The sequence below is a fragment of the Micromonospora sp. NPDC047074 genome (assembly GCF_040643815.1).
Classification (GTDB): domain Bacteria; phylum Actinomycetota; class Actinomycetes; order Mycobacteriales; family Micromonosporaceae; genus Micromonospora.
Genome location: NZ_JBEYVB010000051.1, coordinates 1 through 18,627, shown reverse-complemented (window position 1 = coordinate 18,627; position 18,627 = coordinate 1). Strand labels below are relative to the sequence as shown.

The 18,627-nt window shown below is 72.1% G+C and carries 10 protein-coding genes and 1 pseudogene; 9 read left to right on the top strand and 2 right to left on the bottom strand.

Going from position 1 to position 18,627, the window contains the following annotated elements:
- Positions 1 to 36: 36 nt before the first annotated feature.
- Positions 37 to 435: an MmcQ/YjbR family DNA-binding protein gene (locus tag ABZ809_RS31830; RefSeq protein WP_357566341.1), complete on the top strand. Its 399-nt coding sequence runs from the start codon at positions 37 to 39 to the stop codon at positions 433 to 435.
- 226 nt (positions 436 to 661) lie between these two features.
- Positions 662 to 1,492, top strand: coding sequence for a M23 family metallopeptidase (locus ABZ809_RS31825; protein WP_357566340.1), 831 nt, complete (start codon positions 662 to 664; stop codon positions 1,490 to 1,492).
- 440 nt (positions 1,493 to 1,932) lie between these two features.
- On the opposite strand, the gene ABZ809_RS31820 is transcribed toward ABZ809_RS31825, so the two are convergent.
- Positions 1,933 to 2,712, bottom strand: coding sequence for a glucose 1-dehydrogenase (locus ABZ809_RS31820; protein WP_357566339.1), 780 nt, complete (start codon positions 2,710 to 2,712; stop codon positions 1,933 to 1,935).
- Between the two features lie 440 nt (positions 2,713 to 3,152).
- On the opposite strand from ABZ809_RS31820, the gene ABZ809_RS31815 reads away from it, so the two are divergent.
- From ABZ809_RS31815 to ABZ809_RS31805, 3 genes are all read left to right on the top strand, one after another.
- Entirely contained in the window at positions 3,153 to 3,683 is a 531-nt protein-coding gene (locus ABZ809_RS31815; RefSeq protein ID WP_357566338.1) for a pyridoxamine 5'-phosphate oxidase family protein, read from the top strand.
- 150 nt (positions 3,684 to 3,833) lie between these two features.
- Positions 3,834 to 4,355, top strand: a complete 522-nt coding sequence (locus ABZ809_RS31810) for a SigE family RNA polymerase sigma factor (protein ID WP_357566337.1) — start codon at positions 3,834 to 3,836, stop codon at positions 4,353 to 4,355.
- Between the two features lie 17 nt (positions 4,356 to 4,372).
- Positions 4,373 to 5,479 (top strand): hypothetical protein, encoded by a 1,107-nt coding sequence (locus ABZ809_RS31805; protein ID WP_357566336.1) that lies wholly within the window; start codon positions 4,373 to 4,375, stop codon positions 5,477 to 5,479.
- A 216-nt stretch (positions 5,480 to 5,695) separates the two neighbouring features.
- On the opposite strand, the gene ABZ809_RS31800 is transcribed toward ABZ809_RS31805, so the two are convergent.
- Positions 5,696 to 5,992 (bottom strand): hypothetical protein, encoded by a 297-nt coding sequence (locus tag ABZ809_RS31800; protein WP_357566335.1) that lies wholly within the window; start codon positions 5,990 to 5,992, stop codon positions 5,696 to 5,698.
- A 513-nt stretch (positions 5,993 to 6,505) separates the two neighbouring features.
- On the opposite strand from ABZ809_RS31800, the pseudogene ABZ809_RS31795 reads away from it, so the two are divergent.
- From ABZ809_RS31795 to ABZ809_RS31780, 4 genes and pseudogenes are all read left to right on the top strand, one after another.
- Positions 6,506 to 9,643 (top strand): annotated as a pseudogene (locus ABZ809_RS31795) (amino acid adenylation domain-containing protein); the annotation flags it as partial.
- 72 nt (positions 9,644 to 9,715) lie between these two features.
- Positions 9,716 to 16,093: an amino acid adenylation domain-containing protein gene (locus ABZ809_RS31790; protein WP_357566362.1), complete on the top strand. Its 6,378-nt coding sequence runs from the start codon at positions 9,716 to 9,718 to the stop codon at positions 16,091 to 16,093.
- A gap of 61 nt (positions 16,094 to 16,154) precedes the next feature.
- Entirely contained in the window at positions 16,155 to 17,447 is a 1,293-nt protein-coding gene (locus tag ABZ809_RS31785) for a diaminobutyrate--2-oxoglutarate transaminase (protein ID WP_357566334.1), read from the top strand.
- 28 nt (positions 17,448 to 17,475) lie between these two features.
- On the top strand, positions 17,476 to 18,411 hold the full coding sequence (locus tag ABZ809_RS31780) for an ornithine carbamoyltransferase (RefSeq protein WP_357566333.1): 936 nt from the start codon (positions 17,476 to 17,478) through the stop codon (positions 18,409 to 18,411).
- The last annotated feature ends 216 nt before the right edge of the window (positions 18,412 to 18,627 follow it).

Sequence of the window (18,627 nt, the reverse complement as noted above, 5' to 3'; positions counted from 1 at the left end):
TGCCGTGGCCGCCCCAGGATGTGCTTACCTTCTGACATGCCGCATCCCATCATGTTCGACGAGGCAGATCCGCTCCTGGGCCGGCTGCGGATGCTCGCCCTGGCCTTCCCCGACGCGGCCGAGAAAGTCTCCCACGGGCGTCCCGCCTTCTACACCACCAAAGTCTTCGCCTACTACGGGGGATCGGTGAAGGTCGACGGCGTCTATCGACAGCACGAACAGTCGGTGATCGTGCTGGTTGACCCCGCAGAGCGCGCGGCGCTGCTGGCGGAGGACCGTTGCTTCGTGCCGGCCTACCTGGGTGCCTACGGGTGGGTCGGGGTGGACCTGACTGATGACATCGGCTGGGATGAGATCGGCGAGCTGCTCGACGCCAGCTACCGACGTACGGCCGGGGCCCGCAGGATCGCGCGGCTCGACTCCCGGCGGCCCTGAGCAGCCCGCAACTGCTCAGCGAGTGGCTGGGCGTCGCGCAAGCACGTAGCAACAGGCCGGCCCCGGGACCGGTCTGTCCGGTGATCTTCGCGCGATCCACGTGCGACGTGGCCCACGACGACGCGTGCCCTGGCCTGGCTACTTCACGGAGAGGGCTCGCACACCTGCCCAAAGCGATCGTAGGGAACCTCTTGCCCTTCAAGGGAAGTAGCCTTAAGTTGCATCGATGATCCTCAGCGAGGAGCCTCGCCCTGACCCTCCTCAGAATGTCAGCCACGGCGATCTGCCGCCCGAGGATCTCGGTGGCATCGCCTATCTGCGGGGGCTTTCGAGACGAGGGTTCATCACAGGCGCCGCGTTGGCGGCATCCGGGGTGTCGGCCGCCTTCGTTCTGCTGCCCGGCTCCGCTCAGGCTGCCGGCAGCTATCAGCGGCCGTGCGGAAGCGTCCGGATTTCGAGCTCCTGGCAGGACCACCGGAACCGGACGCCGCCCTCGGGCGAGCCGGGCACCGACTATGCGGTCGGCACCGGTACTCCCGTCCTGGCCGCGGCGAACGGCACGATCCGTTACGTGAAGACCAGCACCTCCACCGCGACCGGGCGCGTCGTGGGGATGGCCCATGATGATGGCAATTACACCCGGCACCTGCACTTGTCGACGATCACCGTCTCCACCGGTCAACGTGTGTCGCGAGGCCAGACAATCGCGTACTCCGGTGCCTCGGCGAACGGCAGTGACTACGGTGTCGGACCGCATGTGCACACGAGTCTCTGGCTGAACACCGGCAGTCCGACGGATTTCCGCGCGACGGTGGATTTCGAGAACTACGTCGGAGACGTCGCCAACCCGAACCCGCCCGACCAGGAGGTAGATGAAGTGTTCATCGCGAACGTGAAGGGCAGCTGGTACCTCGTAGTCCCCCAGGGCACCGGTAAGCCGCGGGCAGTGGTCCTTGGTGGCGACAGCAATGCCGGCGCTTCCGGACTCCCCGTTCTGAACTTCAACTGGGATCCGTCGGTCAATGCACTCAGGGCCGCGGTCGACGGCATCGGTTGACGTGGCCTGGCGCGTCACGGCGGCCCGGGATCCCACGCGGTGCAGGAACGCGGCAGCGTTGAAGTGCGTCGCCACCCAGGCCGAGCCGTGGCGCGAGCACCTCGTGCGCTCCGGCCGTCCAGGTCGTGGCACAGACCAGGCCGCAAGGCAACGCTGTCAGGGCGGCGGCCGTGCTCGGAATCGAGCCCGGCCAGCCACCCGGCCGAACTCCGCGAACGCCGTAACTGATTGCCCGGCGTACGGACGGGTGCGGTTGCGCGCTCATGCCGCCGACCGGGCGCGCCACCCGCCGGGAGCCATCAGCCCCGTGGCCGGCACCCCGTCGTGGCCCAAGCGCGCGCAGCCAAGCGAGGCCCGTGGCCAAGGGTGCGCATGTCGCGCTGCCCGCAGGCTTCGCGGTCATGATCGGAACTTGTGCCACATCGCCCGAGATCGCGCCATCACCTGATGGGAGAGCCGCCGTCGACCGGGATGGTGTGACCGTGAATGAAGGACGCGTCGTCGCTCGCAAGAAAACAGACCGTCCGGGCAATCTCGTGGGGTTCACCGTATCGACCTGCGGGGGCTTGCATGGTCAGGTCGTAGAACGGGAAGTCGCTGGTGATCTCCGCGCCCTCGAAGGCTGCGGTCTTGATGACGCCGGGCCCGATGCCCACCGCGCGGATGCCCCGGTGACCGTAGTCGTAGGCGATCTGCTTCGTCAGCCCGATGACGCCGTGCTTGGCCGTGGTGTATTCCGCCCCGACCTCGCTGGCGACCAGACCGGAGGCCGACGAAACGTTGATCACGACGCCGCTCCCGCGCTCCAGCATGTGGGGAAGCGTGGCCTTCGTCGCAAGGAAGACGCCCTTCAGATCGACCTCCATGACGCGCTCCCACTGGCTGTTCTCGATTTCGAGCAACGGGACATAGGCTCCGAACACGCCGGCGTTGTTCACCAGCACGTCGACGCGGCTGTACGAGTCGAGAGCGGCGCTCACCATCGCGTTGACCGAAGCCTCGCTGGTGACGTCTGCTTCGACCGCGATCGCGTCTCCTCCGGCGTCCCGAATTCCCGTGACCGTCGCGTTGGCTCGTTCCAGCGAGAGGTCGGACACGACAACCTTCGCCCCTTCTTTGGCGAGCTCCACGCACATGGATTGGCCTAGCCCGGAACCGACCTGCTCGGGGCTGTATCCGCCCCCGGTTACGAGCACGACCCTGTCTGTGAGTCCACGCACGCTCCACTCCCGTCTGGTGGGGAAACTGTTCCGGATGATTCTGGTCGACAACTGTCGGACCGGTCGGGTGGCGACGCCAAAGCCGCTGGTCCAGGTTAACCGCTCAGCTCCTGCAACGGGCCGAATCGTCCTTCTCGCGCGGACTTCGCGGTGCGAAGGGCAGTGCTCCAGAAAGCTCCCGACAGGTCGGTGAACGCTGCGGCCATTCGCAGCACAGGCAGGAGGGCACCGAACCCTGATTCACATTTCTCACCTTCCTGTTCCAAGCCGGCAGAGCCAGTCGCTGCGTCGCGTGCGGCGCTCCGGTGGCGGGCGGCAGACGGATGAGGAAACACGACGCGAGGTGTCAGGTTTTGGGGGGAGCATGGTGTCGCTGGTCGGCGCCGTTAACGGGCGTGGACCGGGCGCCACGGATAGGCACGCACAGATGAGGACCCTTCATGCGCGAAACTCCAGAGGATCTCGACAGGCTTCAGGCCCTGCTTGACACCTCCCTCTCCCGATCCAGCTCGCACCTCCGCTCGATCATCGACACTGAGCGCGCCCTGACCGCGGAGCAGCTCACCCGGGTCCTCACCGGCATGTGCACCCTCGCCCTGTCCACCGTGACGGCGAAGGGTGAGCCGCGGATCAGCGGTGTGGACGGGCATTTCCTGCGCGGCAGGTGGTACTTCGGCACGGCGCGCGGCGCGGCCAAGGCGCGTCATCTCGCGGCGCGGCCCGCCGCCAGCGCCGCGCACATGCGCGGTGAGGACCTGGGCGTCTTTACGCACGGCAAGGTGGAGATCCTCAACCCCCAGGCCGGCGAGCCGGCCGCAGACTGGCCGGACGTGCTCGCGTACCTGAAGGACTTCTACGGCGACGACCTCTTCGACTGGGACAACGAGGTCGTCTACTACCGGCTGCATCCACACTGGATGACCGCCTACGCCCCCGACATCGGGAAGCTCACCGCGCCAGCCAAGTCCTGACGGTCGCGCTGCACAGAGGCGACGCCCTCCGCAGATCTCCAGCTCCGCACGCCTGTCGATGGACTACGCGACGACCTGGCTCATCGTCGGATCCGAAAATACCCGGATGCTTCCAACCTCGACGGCGAAGGTGGCGTTTGGGGGTATGTGTTGGACGACGATGACGGGCTCCGCGAGTTCGTGCGGTTGCGGCTGGGTCCGCTGTCGAGAGTGGCCTATCTGCTGACCGGCGATCACCACGCGGCCGAAGATCTCGTGCAGGGCGCGTTGGTCAAGCTGGCCGGACGGTGGGGAAAACTGGCGCGGGGCGGCAGTCCGGAGGCCTACGTGCGCAAGGTCCTCTACCACGACCACGTCTCGGCATGGCGGCGGCGGACAAGGCGGGCGTCCGAGGTGGCTATGGGTGAGGTACCTGATCGCGCCACCGAGGGTGACGAGGCGGCAGGGGTCGTGCTTCGTCTGGCCCTGCTGCAGGCCCTGGCCAAGCTGACGCCCAAACAGCGGGCGGTACTCGTGCTGCGCTTCTTCGAGGACCTGTCGGAACTGGATGCTGCCGAGGCGCTCGGTTGCTCGGTGGGCAACGTGAAGAGCCAGACCAGTTACGCCCTGCGTCGTCTGCGCGTTCTTGCGCCCGAGCTGGCTGTGCTGATGGAGGAGAAGACGTTAATATGACGCGCCTAAATCTGATCATGAACAGCCTGGCCGAAGAGGCGAAACAGTACGGCGACACAGAACGGGCGCTGGCCAGTGCCCGCCGTCGTCGGTCCCTGCGGCGGGTCGCCGTGTCGGCATCGGCAACCGTTGCCGTCGCCTCGGTCGTACTGGGTCTCTCTGCTGGCCTGCCCGACACCGAGGTCACCGCGACCGCAAGCAAGCCGCCGCCGTCTTCGCCGGTCGCGGAGCAGTTTCCTGGCGCCTGTGTGGCGGCCCGCCTCCCGCTGCCCGCCGGCTACAGATATGGCGCCGTCAGCGCGGGCGATCCCACCGGCCGGTTCATGGCCGGCCAGCTTGATCCAGGTGACGACAGTCGGCGCCGTCCCGTTTTCTGGGCCGACGGACGAATCCAGCTGCCGAGCCCGCCAGGTCTGGACCCGGGCTTCACCGACATCAACAGTCGCGGCGCCGCCGTCGGAACCAGCACTGTGAGAGACACCAAAGGGCAGCTCGTCACCACGGCGTGGTATTTCCACAACGGTAAGTTCACCACGCTCAAGGGCGAGAGAGCGGCTGCTAGTGCGATCAACGAGCAGGGAGTCATCGTCGGCACCGTCAACATGGCCCCCGCTCGGTGGCGGGACGTCGGCGCAGAACCCGAAATCCTGAGCCTGCCCCCGGGTGTTGCCGACTTGCTGGAAGTGCACGGAATCGACGAGGACGGCAGCATGCTCGGAATCCCGCGCGTCCTGTGGCATCCCGACGGGACACCCGGCCGGCTGCCTGCCGGGTTCGCCGGCCTCGACATCCGCCACCGCTGGGTCTCAGGATCGGCATCCAGATCAGGCGCACGGCTGGATCTGCGAACCGGACGGGTCGAGATCCTCGATGGCCAACTGCAGGGCGTCTCCTCGCTCATCAGTGCCAACGGCTGGGTCGCCGGGCAGGCCAAAGACGGCACGTTTCGGCTGGCGACTCCCAGCCGGCACCTCGACCTGGCGCCGCCAGACCGCGACATGCCCGCCCACGGTCGCCTCGCCTTCATCAGCGATGACGGTCGCACCATCGGGGGCGTCTTCGGAGAAGAGGAGAAAGCCGGCGATGGATACCGTGCGATCTCTGTCGTCTGGCGTTGTTCCTGACGCCCGCGGGGCAGGAGGCCGGGTTCGACCTTCATCGGGCGGCTAAGACCAGAGCACGCCTGACCTGCGGAAGCGCGGTCAGGCGTGCTCTGTTGACCATCCTGTTGGGATAGTGAAACTTCCAGTCCCGGAATCGTGGGGGCTGCGTCATACGGCCCGGGTTCCGGTGCCGGATGGCGCCGGGCGTGGCCGGCGCCATCCGGGTGGAGCGGCGATCTACCAGTTGCAGTTGGCGGCCGGGATCCAGCCGTCCTGCCACGGCGCCTCGGCCCCGTGGCCGTAGTACCAGGTCTGAATGTCACTGCCGCCGTAGATCGAGTGAACGCGGAAGCCTCGGCCGGGGCTCAGGGTGCGAAGGGTGCTGCCCCAGGGCTGGTCGCGCAGCCAGGTGGCCTGATTGGTGACACAGATGTCACCAGGGCTATCACTGGCGGCGGCCGGCGCGGACGCCACCGCCGATCCGGCGGCGACGACGGCCATGACCGCTAACACGCGTACGACGTTACGCTTCATGCGTTTCCTCTCGATCGGATGCCTTGCGAGCCAGCCGATTATGCCCAACCCGCCCGACATGGCAAGTCGGGCATCCTGAACAGCAGGCCTGAGCATGCCTGATGTGTTGGCGGCGCATCGTGGACCGGTGCGAGAGTAACGGGCACACCCGTGCTCACCGCCTGGACGAATCAATGTGGGCCACCAACTCGCGGTAGGTCGACGCGCTGTCTGAGGTTCCGCGTCGCCAAGCACCGAAGTGGTGTTTTCCCAGGACTTCGACGATGTGGCGGATTTGTTGGCGTCGAAGCTGCCGCGCATGCGGCATTGGCGGATGTCGCAGCCCAGGAGGCCGGACAGGACGTAGCGGGGCTTGGGTCTGCTCCTAGCCCGCCAGCCTGCCGTCCGCCGGTGACGGGACGTAGAGACAAACGCGCAGACAGGCCGACGTGACCGCTCTGCCGCTCCTTCCCTTTCGGCCCGCCAGCCCGGTGAGCAGCCTTGTCCTCAGGCCTGCGGCCGGCGGAACGCGGTGTGCGCCGGCCGCCCGATGGAGGTGACCCGGTGGACAACGGTGGCAACCAGGCGGACGGGGCCGCTACCCGCGCGATCTCCTTCGCGCAGCAGCGGTCCTGGTTCCTCGACCAGCTCCGGCCCGGCTCGACGGACTACCTGCTGCCGATGGCGCTGCGGATCCGCGGCGACCTCGATCGGGAGGCGTTGGTGGGCGCCTTCGCCGCGATCGTCGATCGGCACGAGGTGTTGCGTACCCGGTACGCGACCGAGGACGGCGTGCCCGTGCAACGCGTCGAGCGGCGGGCCGAGGTCACGCTCCACGACGTCGACCTGCGCGACGTCGACGCGGCGGACCGCGATCGGGCGGTGACCGGGCTGGTCGCGGGAGAGCTGCGGCGGCCGGTACCGCTCGATGCCGCACCGCCGTGGCGGCTGACCCTCGCCCGGCTCGGCGCCGACGAGCACCTGCTCGTGCTGGTGGTGCACCACATCGCCTTCGACGGCTGGTCCTGGGGCGTGCTCACCCGGGAGCTGACCGCCGGCTACGCCGAGCGGGTCGGTGGCCCGCCGGCCGACCTGCCGTCGCTGCCGATGCAGTACGCGGACTTCGCCGACTGGCAGCGTGACCAGATCACCGGCACCCGCCTGACCCGGCAGCTCGACCACTGGCGCTCCCGCCTCGCCGGCTTGCCGCCGCTGGAACTGCCCACCGACCGGCCCCGCCCGGCGCTTCGGGACGGCACCGGCGGCGGGCTGCGCTTCGAGCTGCCGCCGGAACTCGTCGCCGACGTCGACCGGTTCGCCCGCGGCCACCGGGTGACCCGCTTCATGGTGCTGGTCGCCGTCCTCGAAGCGCTGCTCGGCCGGTACGGCGGGCAGACCGACTTCGGCGTCGGCAGCCCGGTCGCCGGCCGGACCCGTCCCGAGGCGGAGGCGTTGATCGGCTTCTTCGTCAACACCGTCGTGCTGCGCGCCGACCTGACCGGCCAGCCGAGCTTCACCGAGCTGCTGCGCCGGGTCCGCCAGGACGCCCTGGCCGCGTTCTCCCACGCCGAGGCGCCCTTCGAGCAGGTGGTCGACGAGCTGGTGCCGGAGCGGGACAGCTCCCGCAACCCGCTGTTCCAGGTCTCGTTCTCGCTGCGCAACGCCCGACCGGAGCCGACGCTGCCCGGCCTCGACGTCGAGCTGCTGCCCACCCCGCTGGTCAGCTCGCCGTTCGACCTGACCTTCGACCTCAACGCGCGGCCGGACGGCGCGCTGACCGCCCGGATCCAGTACGCCACCACGCTGTTCGACGAGGTGACGGTGCGCCGTCTGGCGGACGGCTACCAGCGGCTGCTGCGGCTGGCGCTGGATCGCCCGGACGTGCCGGTTGCCGCGTTGCCGTTGGTGTCCGAGCCGGAGTTGCGGCAGCTGAGGGCGTGGAACGACACGCGGGTGGAGTACCCGGTCGGTGAGACGCTGCCGGATCTCCTGGCGCGCCAGGCGGCGGCGACTCCGGGGGCGACGGCGGTGGTCTGGGAGGCGGGCCGGCTGACGTACGCGCAGTTGCACGAGCGTGCCGACCGGCTCGCCCACCGGCTCCACGCGCGCGGGGTCGGCCCGGAGTCGGTGGTCGCGGTGTGCCTGCCCCGCGGTCCGGAGCTGGTCGTCGCGCTTCTCGGCACGCTGCGGGCGGGCGCCGCGTACCTGCCGTTGGATCCCGAGGATCCGCCGGAGCGACTCAGCGGCATCGTGGCGGATGCCGCCGCGGTCGTCGTGCTGGCGGACGGGCGGGATACCGGCGGGGTGTTCGGCGTCGACGTGCTGGACGTCCGGGACCCGGCCGGGCCGGCGCAGCCGCCGCGGGTGGCGCTGGACCCGGACCATCCGGCGTACCTGATCTACACCTCCGGTTCCACGGGGCGGCCGAAGGGGGTGGTGGTCAGCCACCGGGCGATCGTCAACCGGCTGCGCTGGATGCAGGACGCCTACCAGCTCCGCGGCGACGACCGGGTGCTGCAGAAGACGCCCGCGACCTTCGACGTCTCCGTCTGGGAGTTCTTCTGGCCGCTGCTGAACGGCGCCACGCTGGTGCTGGCCCGTCCGGGTGGGCACCGGGACCCGGAGTACCTCGCCGGGCTGATCGCCGCCGCGCGGGTCACCACCGTCCACTTCGTACCGACGATGCTGCGTGGTTTCCTCGCGGCCCTGCCCGCCCGACCGCACGGGCTGGACAGCCTGCGTCGGGTGCTGTGCAGCGGCGAGGCGCTTCCCGACGACCTGGCGGAGGAGTTCCACGCCAGGATCGGCGTCGACCTGCACAACCTGTACGGGCCGACGGAGGCGGCCGTCGACGTGACCGCCGCGCCGTGCCACCCCGGGCGCCGGGTCACCATCGGCCGCCCCGTGTCGAACACCCGGGTGTACGTGCTGGACGCGGAGTTGCGCCCGGTGCCGATCGGCGCGGTGGGACAACTCTGCCTGGCCGGTGTCCAGTTGGCCCGGGGCTACCATGCCCGTCCCGCGTTGACCGCCGAACGGTTCGTGCCGGACCCCGACGGGGCGCCGGGACAGCGGCTGTATCTCACCGGCGACCTCGCGCGGTACCTGCCCGACGGCAGCGTGGAGTATCTCGGCCGGGTCGACGACCAGGTGAAGGTCCGCGGCTTCCGCATCGAGCCGGGTGAGATCGCCGCCGCCCTGACCACCCACCCGGCGGTACGGGAGGCCGTGGTCGTCGTGCACGGCGGGGCCGACGCGCAGCTCGCGGCCTACCTGGTGCCCGCGCCCGGCGCGACCGTCGACGCCGACGACGTGCGGGCCCACGCCGCCCGGGTCCTGCCGGCGCACATGGTGCCCGCGCACCTGGTGACCGTGCCGGCGATCCCCACCACCGGCAGCGGGAAGCTGGACCGGCGGGCACTGCCGGACCCGGTGGCGCACCGGCTCGGCTCGGCGGTCGCGCGCGTGGCCCCCCGTACCCCGACGGAGCGGGCCATCGCCTCGGTGTGGGCGGACCTGCTCGGCGTCACCGACGTCGGCGCGCACGACGACTTCTTCGCCCTCGGCGGCAACTCGCTGTCGCTCACCCGGATGACGTTCCGGCTGCGGGAACTGTTCGGCGTGGCGCTGCCGGTGGCCGACGCGTTCGCCGCGCGCACCGTGGCGCGGCTGGCCGAGGCGCTGGCCGCCGCGCCCGACGCCGATGCCGGCCCGCCGATCGTCCCGGTCGCCCACGACCGGCCGCTGCCCCTGTCGTTCGCCCAGCAGCGGCTGTGGTTCCTCGACCGGCTGGCGCCCGGTGCCACCGACTACCTGGTGCCGCTGGCGTTGCGGCTGCGCGGGCCACTCGACGTGCCGGCCCTGCTCGCCGCCGTGGACCGCCTCGCCCGCCGGCACGCGGTGCTGCGCACCCGGTACGTCGCGCCCGACGGCGATCCGGCGCAGGTGATCGACGCCGACGCCCAGGTCCCGGTGGCCCGGATCGACCTCGCGGCGACCGCCGTCGACGAGCGGGAGGACGAGGCACTCCGGCTGCTCCAGGCCGACCTGCGACGACCGTTCGACCTGGCCGCCGAGATCCCGGTCCGGGCCACGCTGATCCGGCTCGCGGACGACGACCACCTGTTCCTGCTCACCCTCCACCACATCGCCTCCGACGCCTGGTCGCTGGACCTGCTGGTCACCGAGCTGAGCCGGCAGTACGCGGCGCTGACCGGCGCGGAGCACGCCGGCCCGCCGGTGCCCGCGCTACCGGTGCAGTACGCCGACTACGCCGTCTGGCAGCAGGCCGGCGCGCGCACCGACGCCGCCGCCGAGCAGGTGCGGTACTGGTGCGACCGGCTCGCCGGGCTGACGCCGCTGGAGCTGCCCACCGACCGGCGGCGGCCCGCCGTGCGGGACCAGCGCGGTGACCGGCTCGCCGTCGACCTGCCCGCCGGGCTGGGCCGGGCGGTCGACGAGCTGGCCCGGCGTGCCGGAGCGACCCCCTTCATGGTGCTGCTGGCCGCGTTCGTCGCGCTGCTCGGCCGGTACACCGGCGCCCGGGACCTCGCGGTCGGCACGCCCAGCAGCGGGCGGGACCGGCCGGAGGTGGAACGGCTGATCGGCTTCTTCGTCAACACCCTGGTGCTGCGGGTCGACCTGAGCGGGGTGTCCTCGTTCGCCGACCTGCTGGCGCGGGTGCGCGACGTCACGCTGGACGCCCAGGCCCGCGCCGCCGTGCCGTTCGAGAAGATCGTGGCCGAGCTGGCGCCCGAACGGGACCCGTCGCGCAATCCGCTGTTCGACGTGATGTTCGAACTCCAGCCGGAGCCGGGCGCCGGGCCCGACCTGCCCGGTGTCGCCGTGGAGCAGGTGCCGGTGGCCTGGCCGATCGCCAAGTTCGACCTGATGCTCTCCGTCCGTCCCGCCGGCGGCGGCGGCCTGCGGTGCGGTTTCGAGTACGCCACCGCGCTCTTCGACCGGGACACCGTGCGCCGGCTCGCCGGGCAGTACGCTCGGCTGCTCACCGCCGCGGTCGCCGACCCGGACCGCCCGCTGGACGGGACGGAGATGTTCACGCCGGACGAGCGGGCCCGGCTCACCGCGGGCGGACCGGTCGTCCCGCCACCGGCGGAGTGCCTGCCGGAACTGATCGCCGCCCAGGCCGCCCGGACACCGGGGGCCACCGCCGTGGTCTTCGGCGAGGAGCAGGTCAGCTACGCCGGGCTGCTCGACCGGGTCCGCCGGCTCGCCGCCCACCTGCGCGCCGCCGGGGTGCGTCCGGAGACCCCGGTCGCGGTCGCCCTGCGCCGGGACGTCGACCTGGTGGTCGCGTTGCTCGCCGTGCACACCGCCGGCGGCGTGTACGTCCCGATCGACCCCGACCACCCCCGCCAGCGCCGCGACCACGTGCTGACCGACAGCCGGTCGGCGGTGCTGGTCAGCCGGGAGGGCGTCCAGTCCGTGCCGGCCGGCGTGGACATCCGCACGGTCCTGCTCGACCGGGACGCCGCCGCCATCGCAGCCCGGCCCGCCGAACCGGCCACCAAAGTGGACCCGGCCTCGGCCGCCTACGTCGTGCACACGTCCGGCTCCACCGGGCAGCCGAAGGGCGTCGTCATCAGCCACGAGGCGATCCGCAACCGGGTGCTGTGGACCGTACGGGAGCACGGCCTCGGCCCGGGCGACCGGGTGCTGCAGAAGACCACGGTGGGCTTCGACGCGGCGATGTGGGAGTTCCTCGCGCCGCTGGTCTGCGGTGCGGCGGTCGTGGTCGCCGCCGACGGCGTGCCCCGCGACCCCGCCGCGATGCTGCGGGCGGTCGTCCGGCACGACGTCACCGTGCTCCAGCTCGTCCCGTCGGTGCTGCGGCTGCTCGTGGAGCAGCCCGCGCTGGCCGACTGCGTGACGCTGCGACTGGTGTTCTGCGCCGGCGAGCCCCTGCCGGTGGAACTGTGCGAGCGGCTCCTGGCCAGGCTGCCCGTCACGCTCGTCAACACCTACGGTCCGACCGAGTGCGCGATCGACGTGACCGCCTGGCGGTACGGCGGCGACGAGCCGAGCGAGATCGTGGCCATCGGCCGCCCGCTGGACAACATCCGCATCCTGGTGCTCGACGCCGACGGCCGGCTCGCCCCGGTGGGCGTACCGGGGGAGCTCTGCGTCGCCGGCGTCGGTCTCGGGCGCGGCTACGTCGGGCGCGGCGACCTCACCGCCGACCGGTTCCGGCCCAACCCGTACCCGGCGCATCCGGGGGAGCGGGTCTACCACACGGGCGACCGGGTGCGCCGCCGCGCCGACGGCTGCCTGGAGTATCTCGGCCGGCTCGACCGGCAGGTCAAGCTCAACGGCGTCCGGGTCGAACCCGACGAGATCGAGGTCGTGCTCACCGAACACCCGCACGTCGCGGCCGCGGCCGTCGGCGTGTACCCGGCCGGCGACCAGCAGCGGCTGGTCGGTCACGTCGTCCCCGTCGCGGGTGTCGAGCTGGACGTGGCCGCCGTCCGCGCCCATCTGGCCGCGCGGCTGCCGGAGCCCATGGTCCCGTCGGTGCTGCGCCCCGTCGCCGCGCTGCCGCTGACGGCCAGCGGCAAGCTCGACCGGGCGGCCCTGCCCGGCCTGGCCGGGCTGGAGACCACCACGGCCGACGTGACCGCGCCGCGTACCCCGGCCGAGGCGACGGTGGCGGCGCTCTTCACCGAGCTGCTCGGCCGGGACCGGGTGGATGTCGACGACGACTTCTTCGCCGTCGGCGGGCACTCGCTGCTGGCCACCCGACTGGCGTTCCGGCTGGCCGCCGTCCTCGACGCCGAGGTGCCGGTGGCCGAGGTGTTCACCCGGCGCACCGTGGCACGCCTCGCCGAGCTGGTCGCCGACCCGGCCGTACGCGGCGCGGGGCCGGGCCCGATCGTGCCGGTGCCCCGCGACGGTGAGCTGCCGACCTCGCCCGCGCAGCGGCGGATGTGGTTCCTCGACCAGCTCGAACCGGGCAGCACGGAGTACCTGGTGCCGGTGGTGCTGCGGCTGCGCGGGCCACTGGAGGCGGACGCCCTGCTCGGTGCCGTGGACGACGTGGTCGCCCGGCACGAGGTGCTGCGGACCCGGTACGTCGCGCGCGACGGCGCGCCGCTGCAGGTCGTCGACCCGCCCGTACCGCTCGGGGTGGCCCCGCTGGACCTGGCCGACCTGCCCGACGCGCAGGCCCACGCCGAAGCGGTGATCGGCGAGGCGACCAGCCGCCCCTTCCGGCTCGACCGGGAGTGGCCGCTGCGGGTACTGCTGCTCCGGGTCGCCGCCGACCACCACGTGCTCGCCCTCGTCGCGCACCACATCGCCGTGGACGGCTGGGCCGTCGACGTCCTCACGCGGGAGGTGGGGGAGGGCTACCGGGCCCGCACCACCGGGGCCACCCCGCCGGCCGCGCCGCAGGTGCAGTACGCCGACTTCGCCGCCTGGCAGGACCGCTGGGCCGGCAGCGAACGGGCCGACGCCGAGCTGGCCCACTGGCGGCAGCGACTGGCCGGGCTCGCCTCGTTGGAGCTGCCGACCGACCGGCCCCGGCCGGCCGTGCGGGACGCCGCCGGGGACCTGCTCCCGGTGCACGTCCCCGACGAGGTGGCGGCGGCGGTCACCACGCTGGCCCGGCGACTACGGACCACCCCCTTCGCCGTCCTGTACGCGGCGTTCGCCGCGCTGTTGGCGCGCTACACCGGGCAGAGCGACATCGCCGTCGGCGCCCCGGTGGCCGGGCGGAGCCGCCCGGAGACCGAGCGGCTGGTCGGGCTCTTCACCAACACGGTGGTGCTGCGGGCCGACGTGGCCGACGACCCGAGCTTCGCCGAGCTGGTCGACCGGGCCGGCCGGGAGGTGGCCGCCGCGTACAGCCACCAGGACCTGCCCTTCGAGCGCCTGGTCGACGAGCTGCAACCCGAACGGGACCCGTCGCGCAATCCGCTGTTCCAGGTGATGGTGGAGCTGACCCACGCGTCGCCGACCCCGCTGCGGCTGGCCGGGGTGGCCGTGGAGCGGGTCCCCGCGCCCTGGCGGACCGCGAAGTTCGACCTCACCCTCTCCTTCGCCCGGCGCGCCGACGGCGGCCTGAACGGCCTCGTCGAGTACGCGACCGCGCTGTTCGACCGCGACACCGTCGCCCGGCTGGCGGGGCACTACGTGCGGCTGCTGCGCGACGCCACCGCCGCCCCGGACACCAGGCTGAGCCGGCTGGAGCTGCTGACCGGGGACGAGCGGCGGCAGGTGCTGCGCGAGTGGAACGCCACGGCGGGCCCCGAGCCGGCCGGCAGCGTGCCGGAGCTGTTCGCCCGCCGGGCCGCCCGCCACCCGGACGCCGAGGCGGTCTCCTTCGGCCCGCACCGGCTCAGCTACCGGGAGCTGGACGAGCGGGCCAACCGGCTCGCCCACCACCTGCGGGCGGCCGGGGTCGGCCCGGAGCGCGTCGTCGCGGTCTGCATGGAACGCGGCGCCGACGTGGTGGTCGCCCTCCTCGCGGTGCTCAAGGCCGGCGGGGTGTACGTCCCGATCGACCCCGAGCACCCGGCCGAGCGGCTGGCGTTCATGCTCGACGACGCCCGGGCGCACCTGATCGTCACGACCGGCCGGTACGCCGACCGGCTCTGCGCCACCGGCCGCTCCCTGGTCCGGCTGGACGCCGACCGGGCCGCGATCGCCGCCAGGCCCGGCACCGATCCCGGTCAGGCAGCCGACCCGGAACAGCTCGCCTACATGATCTACACCTCCGGCTCGACGGGACAGCCCAAGGGCGCGCTCATCGCGCACGGCTCCTACGCCCACCACTGCGCCGTCATCGCCGAGGCGTACGACATCCGGCCCGACGACCGGGTGGTGCTGCTGTCCGCGCTCACCTTCGACGTGGCCATGGACCAGATCGCCGCGACCCTGCTGGCCGGCGCGACGGTGGTGGTGGCCGACCCGCTGTTCTGGAGCCCCGCCGAGCTGCCCGACCGGGTCGCCGAGCACCGGATCACCATCATGGAGATCACCCCGGCCTACTACCGGGAGGTGCTGCACCACGTGGCCCCGGCCGACCCGCGGCTGCGCGGGCTGCGGCTGATGAACGTCGGCAGCGACGTGGTCACCGTCGACGACGCACGCCGGTGGGCCGCGACGGGCCTGCCGGGGCGGTTCCTGGTCAACTACGGGCCGACCGAGGCCACGGTCACCTGTCTGCTGCACCCGGTGGCGCGGGTGCCCGCCGAGGCGCGTGGCGCGGCGGCGCTGCCGATCGGCCGGCCCGTGCCCGGCACCCGCGCGTACGTGCTGGACCGGCACGGGAACCCGGTGCCCGCCGGGGTGCCCGGCGAGCTGCACCTGGGCGGCGTCCGGCTGGCCCGCGGCTACCACCGCCGGCCCGCGCTGACCGCCGACCGGTTCGTCCCCGACCCGTTCGGCGACGTCCCGGGGGGACGGTTGTACCGCACCGGCGACCTGGTGCGGCAACTGCCGGACGGGACTGTCGAGTTCCTCGGCCGGATCGACCAGCAGGTGAAGCTGCGGGGCTTCCGGATCGAGCTGGGCGAGATCGAGGCGGTCCTGGCCCGCCACCCATCGGTCCGGGCGGTCGCCGTGGTCGCCCGGGAGGTGCGCCCGGGAGACCGGTGCCTGGTGGCCTACCTGGTGCCGCACGGCGACGGGCTGCCCGAGCTGGCTGAGTTGCGCGGGTACGTCACCGAGCGGTTGCCGGACTACATGTGCCCGGCGGTGTGGATGACGCTGGCGGAGCTGCCGCTCACGCCGAGCAAGAAGGTCGACCGCAAGGCGCTGCCCGCACCCACGGTGGACCGGGCCGAACTGGAACGACCACACGTGGCGCCCCGCGACGCCACCGAGGAGATCGTCGCCGAGGTCTGGGCCGAGGTGCTGGGCGTGGACCGGATCGGCATCCACGACGACGTCTTCCTGCTCGGCGCGCACTCCCTGCTCGTCACCCGGGTGCTCGCCCGCCTCTGCGCGGTGTTCGGCGTGGACGTCCCGCTGCGCAGCCTGTTCGAGGCGACGACCGTGGCCGCCCTCGCGCAGGTGATGCGGGACGCCGTCGAGGCCGAGATCGACGGGCTCTCCGACGACGAGGTGACGGAGCTGCTGGCACTGCCGAGCGACCGGTGAACCGGGCGATCGGGACCGGCAGGCCACCGGCCCTGCCGCAGGCATCGACGAAAGGACCCAGATGACCGTCACCAGCGAACACCCCGGCGCCACCGTCGCCGCCCCGGACTTCTCCGTCTTCGAGGAACTGGAGTCGGAGGTACGGCTCTACTGCCGCAAGTTCCCCGTGGTGTTCGACCGGGCCAGGGGCGCGGAGCTGTACGCCGAGGACGGCCGCCGCTACATCGACTTCTTCTGCGGTGCCGGCACCCTGAACTACGGCCACAACAACGGCTTCATCAAGCGACGGATCCAGGACTACCTGGCCGCCGACCGGATCATGCACGGCCTGGACCTGTACACCATCGCCAAGCGGGAGTTTCTCGCCAGCTTCGCCGAGACGGTCCTGCGGCCCGGCGGACTCGACCACAAGGTGCAGTTCTGCGGGCCGGCCGGCACCGACGCCGTGGAGGCCGCGCTCAAACTCGCCCGTAAGGTCACCGGCCGCCGGGGGATCGTCGCGTTCACCGGCGCGTACCACGGGATGTCCCGCGGGTCGCTGGGGGTCACCGGCAGCCGCCGGGCCCGCCGTGCCGGCGGGGTGACGGGACAGGACGTCACCTTCGTCCCGTACGAGGACGGGCCCGGCGGACCGTTCGACTCCGTCGCGTTCATCGAGCGGCTGCTGGACGACCCGTCCTCGGGCACCGACCTGCCCGCGGCGGTGATCGTCGAGCCGATGCAGATGGAGGGCGGCATCTATCCCGCCTCGCCCCAGTGGCTGCGGCGGCTGCGCGAGCTGACCGAGCGACGCGGCATCCTGCTGATCCTCGACGAGATCCAGTCCGGCTGCGGGCGTACCGGCAGGTTCTTCTCCTTCGAGCACGCCGGAATCGTCCCCGACGTGGTGACCGTCTCCAAGGCGATCGGCGGCTACGGGCTGCCGCTGGCGCTGACCCTGATCCGCCGTGACCTGGACGTCTGGGAGGCCGGCGAGCACACGGGAACGTTCCGCGGCAACCAGCTCGCGTTCGTGGGCGCCACGGCGGCCTGCGAGCTGTGGCGGCAGGGGCAGTTCCAGACCAACCTCGCCGTCTCGGCGAACCGGCTGCGGCGGTTCGGCGCCGAGCTGGCCGCCAGGGATCCGGGAGTGGTCACGCGGGGCCAGGGGATGGCCCTGGGGATCGACCTCGGCCGGGCCGGCGGGGCGGAACGCGCCGACCGGGTGCAGCGGTACGCCTTCGACCACGGCCTGATCGTCGAGCTGTGCGGCCGACACGACGAGGTGGTCAAGGTCCTGCCGCCGCTGAACATCGACGTCGTCCGGCTCGACCTCGGCCTCGAGGTGCTCCGGGACGCCCTGTCGGCGTCGTGATCGACCCACGAGACGGAGGAAGACCCTGATGTCCGACACCGCGCGCCGGCACCTGATCAGCATCGACGACCTCGACGACGAGGACCTGCACTGGATCGTCCGTCGGGGCGCCGAGTACGCCTCCGGTGCCGCCGCCGACGACCGCCCCCTGCGCGACCTGGTGGTGGGGGTGCTGTTCCGCAGGACGTCCACCCGGACCCGCACCGCGTTCTCCGCCGCAGCGCTGCGGCTGGGCGGCCGGCTCATCACCTACGGTCCGGGCGACCTGCAGGAGAACACCGGCGAGTCCGCCGAGGACACCGGGGCCGTCCTGTCCCGGATGCTCGACGTCCTGGTGGCCCGCACCGCGGCCAGCGAGGCCGAGTTGCGTACCTGGGCCGGGCAGCGCCGGATGGCGGTGGTCAACGCGATGACCGCCGAGGAGCACCCGACCCAGGCCCTGGCCGACCTGACCACGCTGACCCGCCACTTCGGGCGGGTCGACGGCCTGCGGGTGCTCTACGTCGGGGAGGGCAACAACACCGCGTCGGCGCTGACCCTCGCGCTGTCCCGGTTCCCGGGCGTCGCGCTGCACCTGCGCACCCCACCCGGGTACGGCGTGGGGGAGCGGTTCCTGGACCGCGCCGGGGTCCACGCCAAGCGCAGCGGCGCGACGGTGACGCAGCGGCACGACATGGCCGACCTGCCCCCGGTCGACGTCGTCTACACCACCCGCTGGCAGACCACCGGAACGGTCAAGCCCACCCCGGACTGGCGCGCGACGTTCGCCCCGTTCCAGGTCGACGCGGCGGTGCTGGCCACCAGCCCGGACGCGGTGTTCATGCACGACCTGCCCGCCCACCGCGGCGAGGAGGTGACCGCCGAGGTCCTCGACGGGCCGGCCAGCATCGCCTTCGAGCAGGCGGAACACAAGTACCACAGCGCGCGTGCGGTGCTGCAGTGGTGCGCCGGCCGCGCGGGATGAGCTTTTCGAAACTGCGCACCGACTGATCGACGCCAATTGCTTGTCAGCCCGGCGCCGTCCCGCGCCGCACTCAGGAAGGTGTACGTGTGATGTCCGAAGGCGTGACCCTGGCCACGGGCGAGTGGCGGTTGTGGGATGAGTTTGCGTTGCGGGGGCCGGGTTTTCCGGCGTCGGGGGTGTTGCGGTTGGCGCCGGAGGGTTTGGCGGTGGCGGCGG

Excerpts from the sequence above, each read along its gene's own strand:
- ABZ809_RS31830 (WP_357566341.1), top strand. The coding sequence starts at position 37 with ATGCCGCATCCCATCATGTTCGACGAGGCAGATCCGCTCCTGGGCCGG.
- ABZ809_RS31825 (WP_357566340.1), top strand. The coding sequence starts at position 662 with ATGATCCTCAGCGAGGAGCCTCGCCCTGACCCTCCTCAGAATGTCAGC.
- ABZ809_RS31815 (WP_357566338.1), top strand. The coding sequence starts at position 3,153 with ATGCGCGAAACTCCAGAGGATCTCGACAGGCTTCAGGCCCTGCTTGAC.
- ABZ809_RS31805 (WP_357566336.1), top strand. The coding sequence starts at position 4,373 with ATGAACAGCCTGGCCGAAGAGGCGAAACAGTACGGCGACACAGAACGG.
- ABZ809_RS31800 (WP_357566335.1), bottom strand. The coding sequence starts at position 5,992 with ATGAAGCGTAACGTCGTACGCGTGTTAGCGGTCATGGCCGTCGTCGCC.
- ABZ809_RS31785 (WP_357566334.1), top strand. The coding sequence starts at position 16,155 with ATGACCGTCACCAGCGAACACCCCGGCGCCACCGTCGCCGCCCCGGAC.
- ABZ809_RS31780 (WP_357566333.1), top strand. The coding sequence starts at position 17,476 with ATGTCCGACACCGCGCGCCGGCACCTGATCAGCATCGACGACCTCGAC.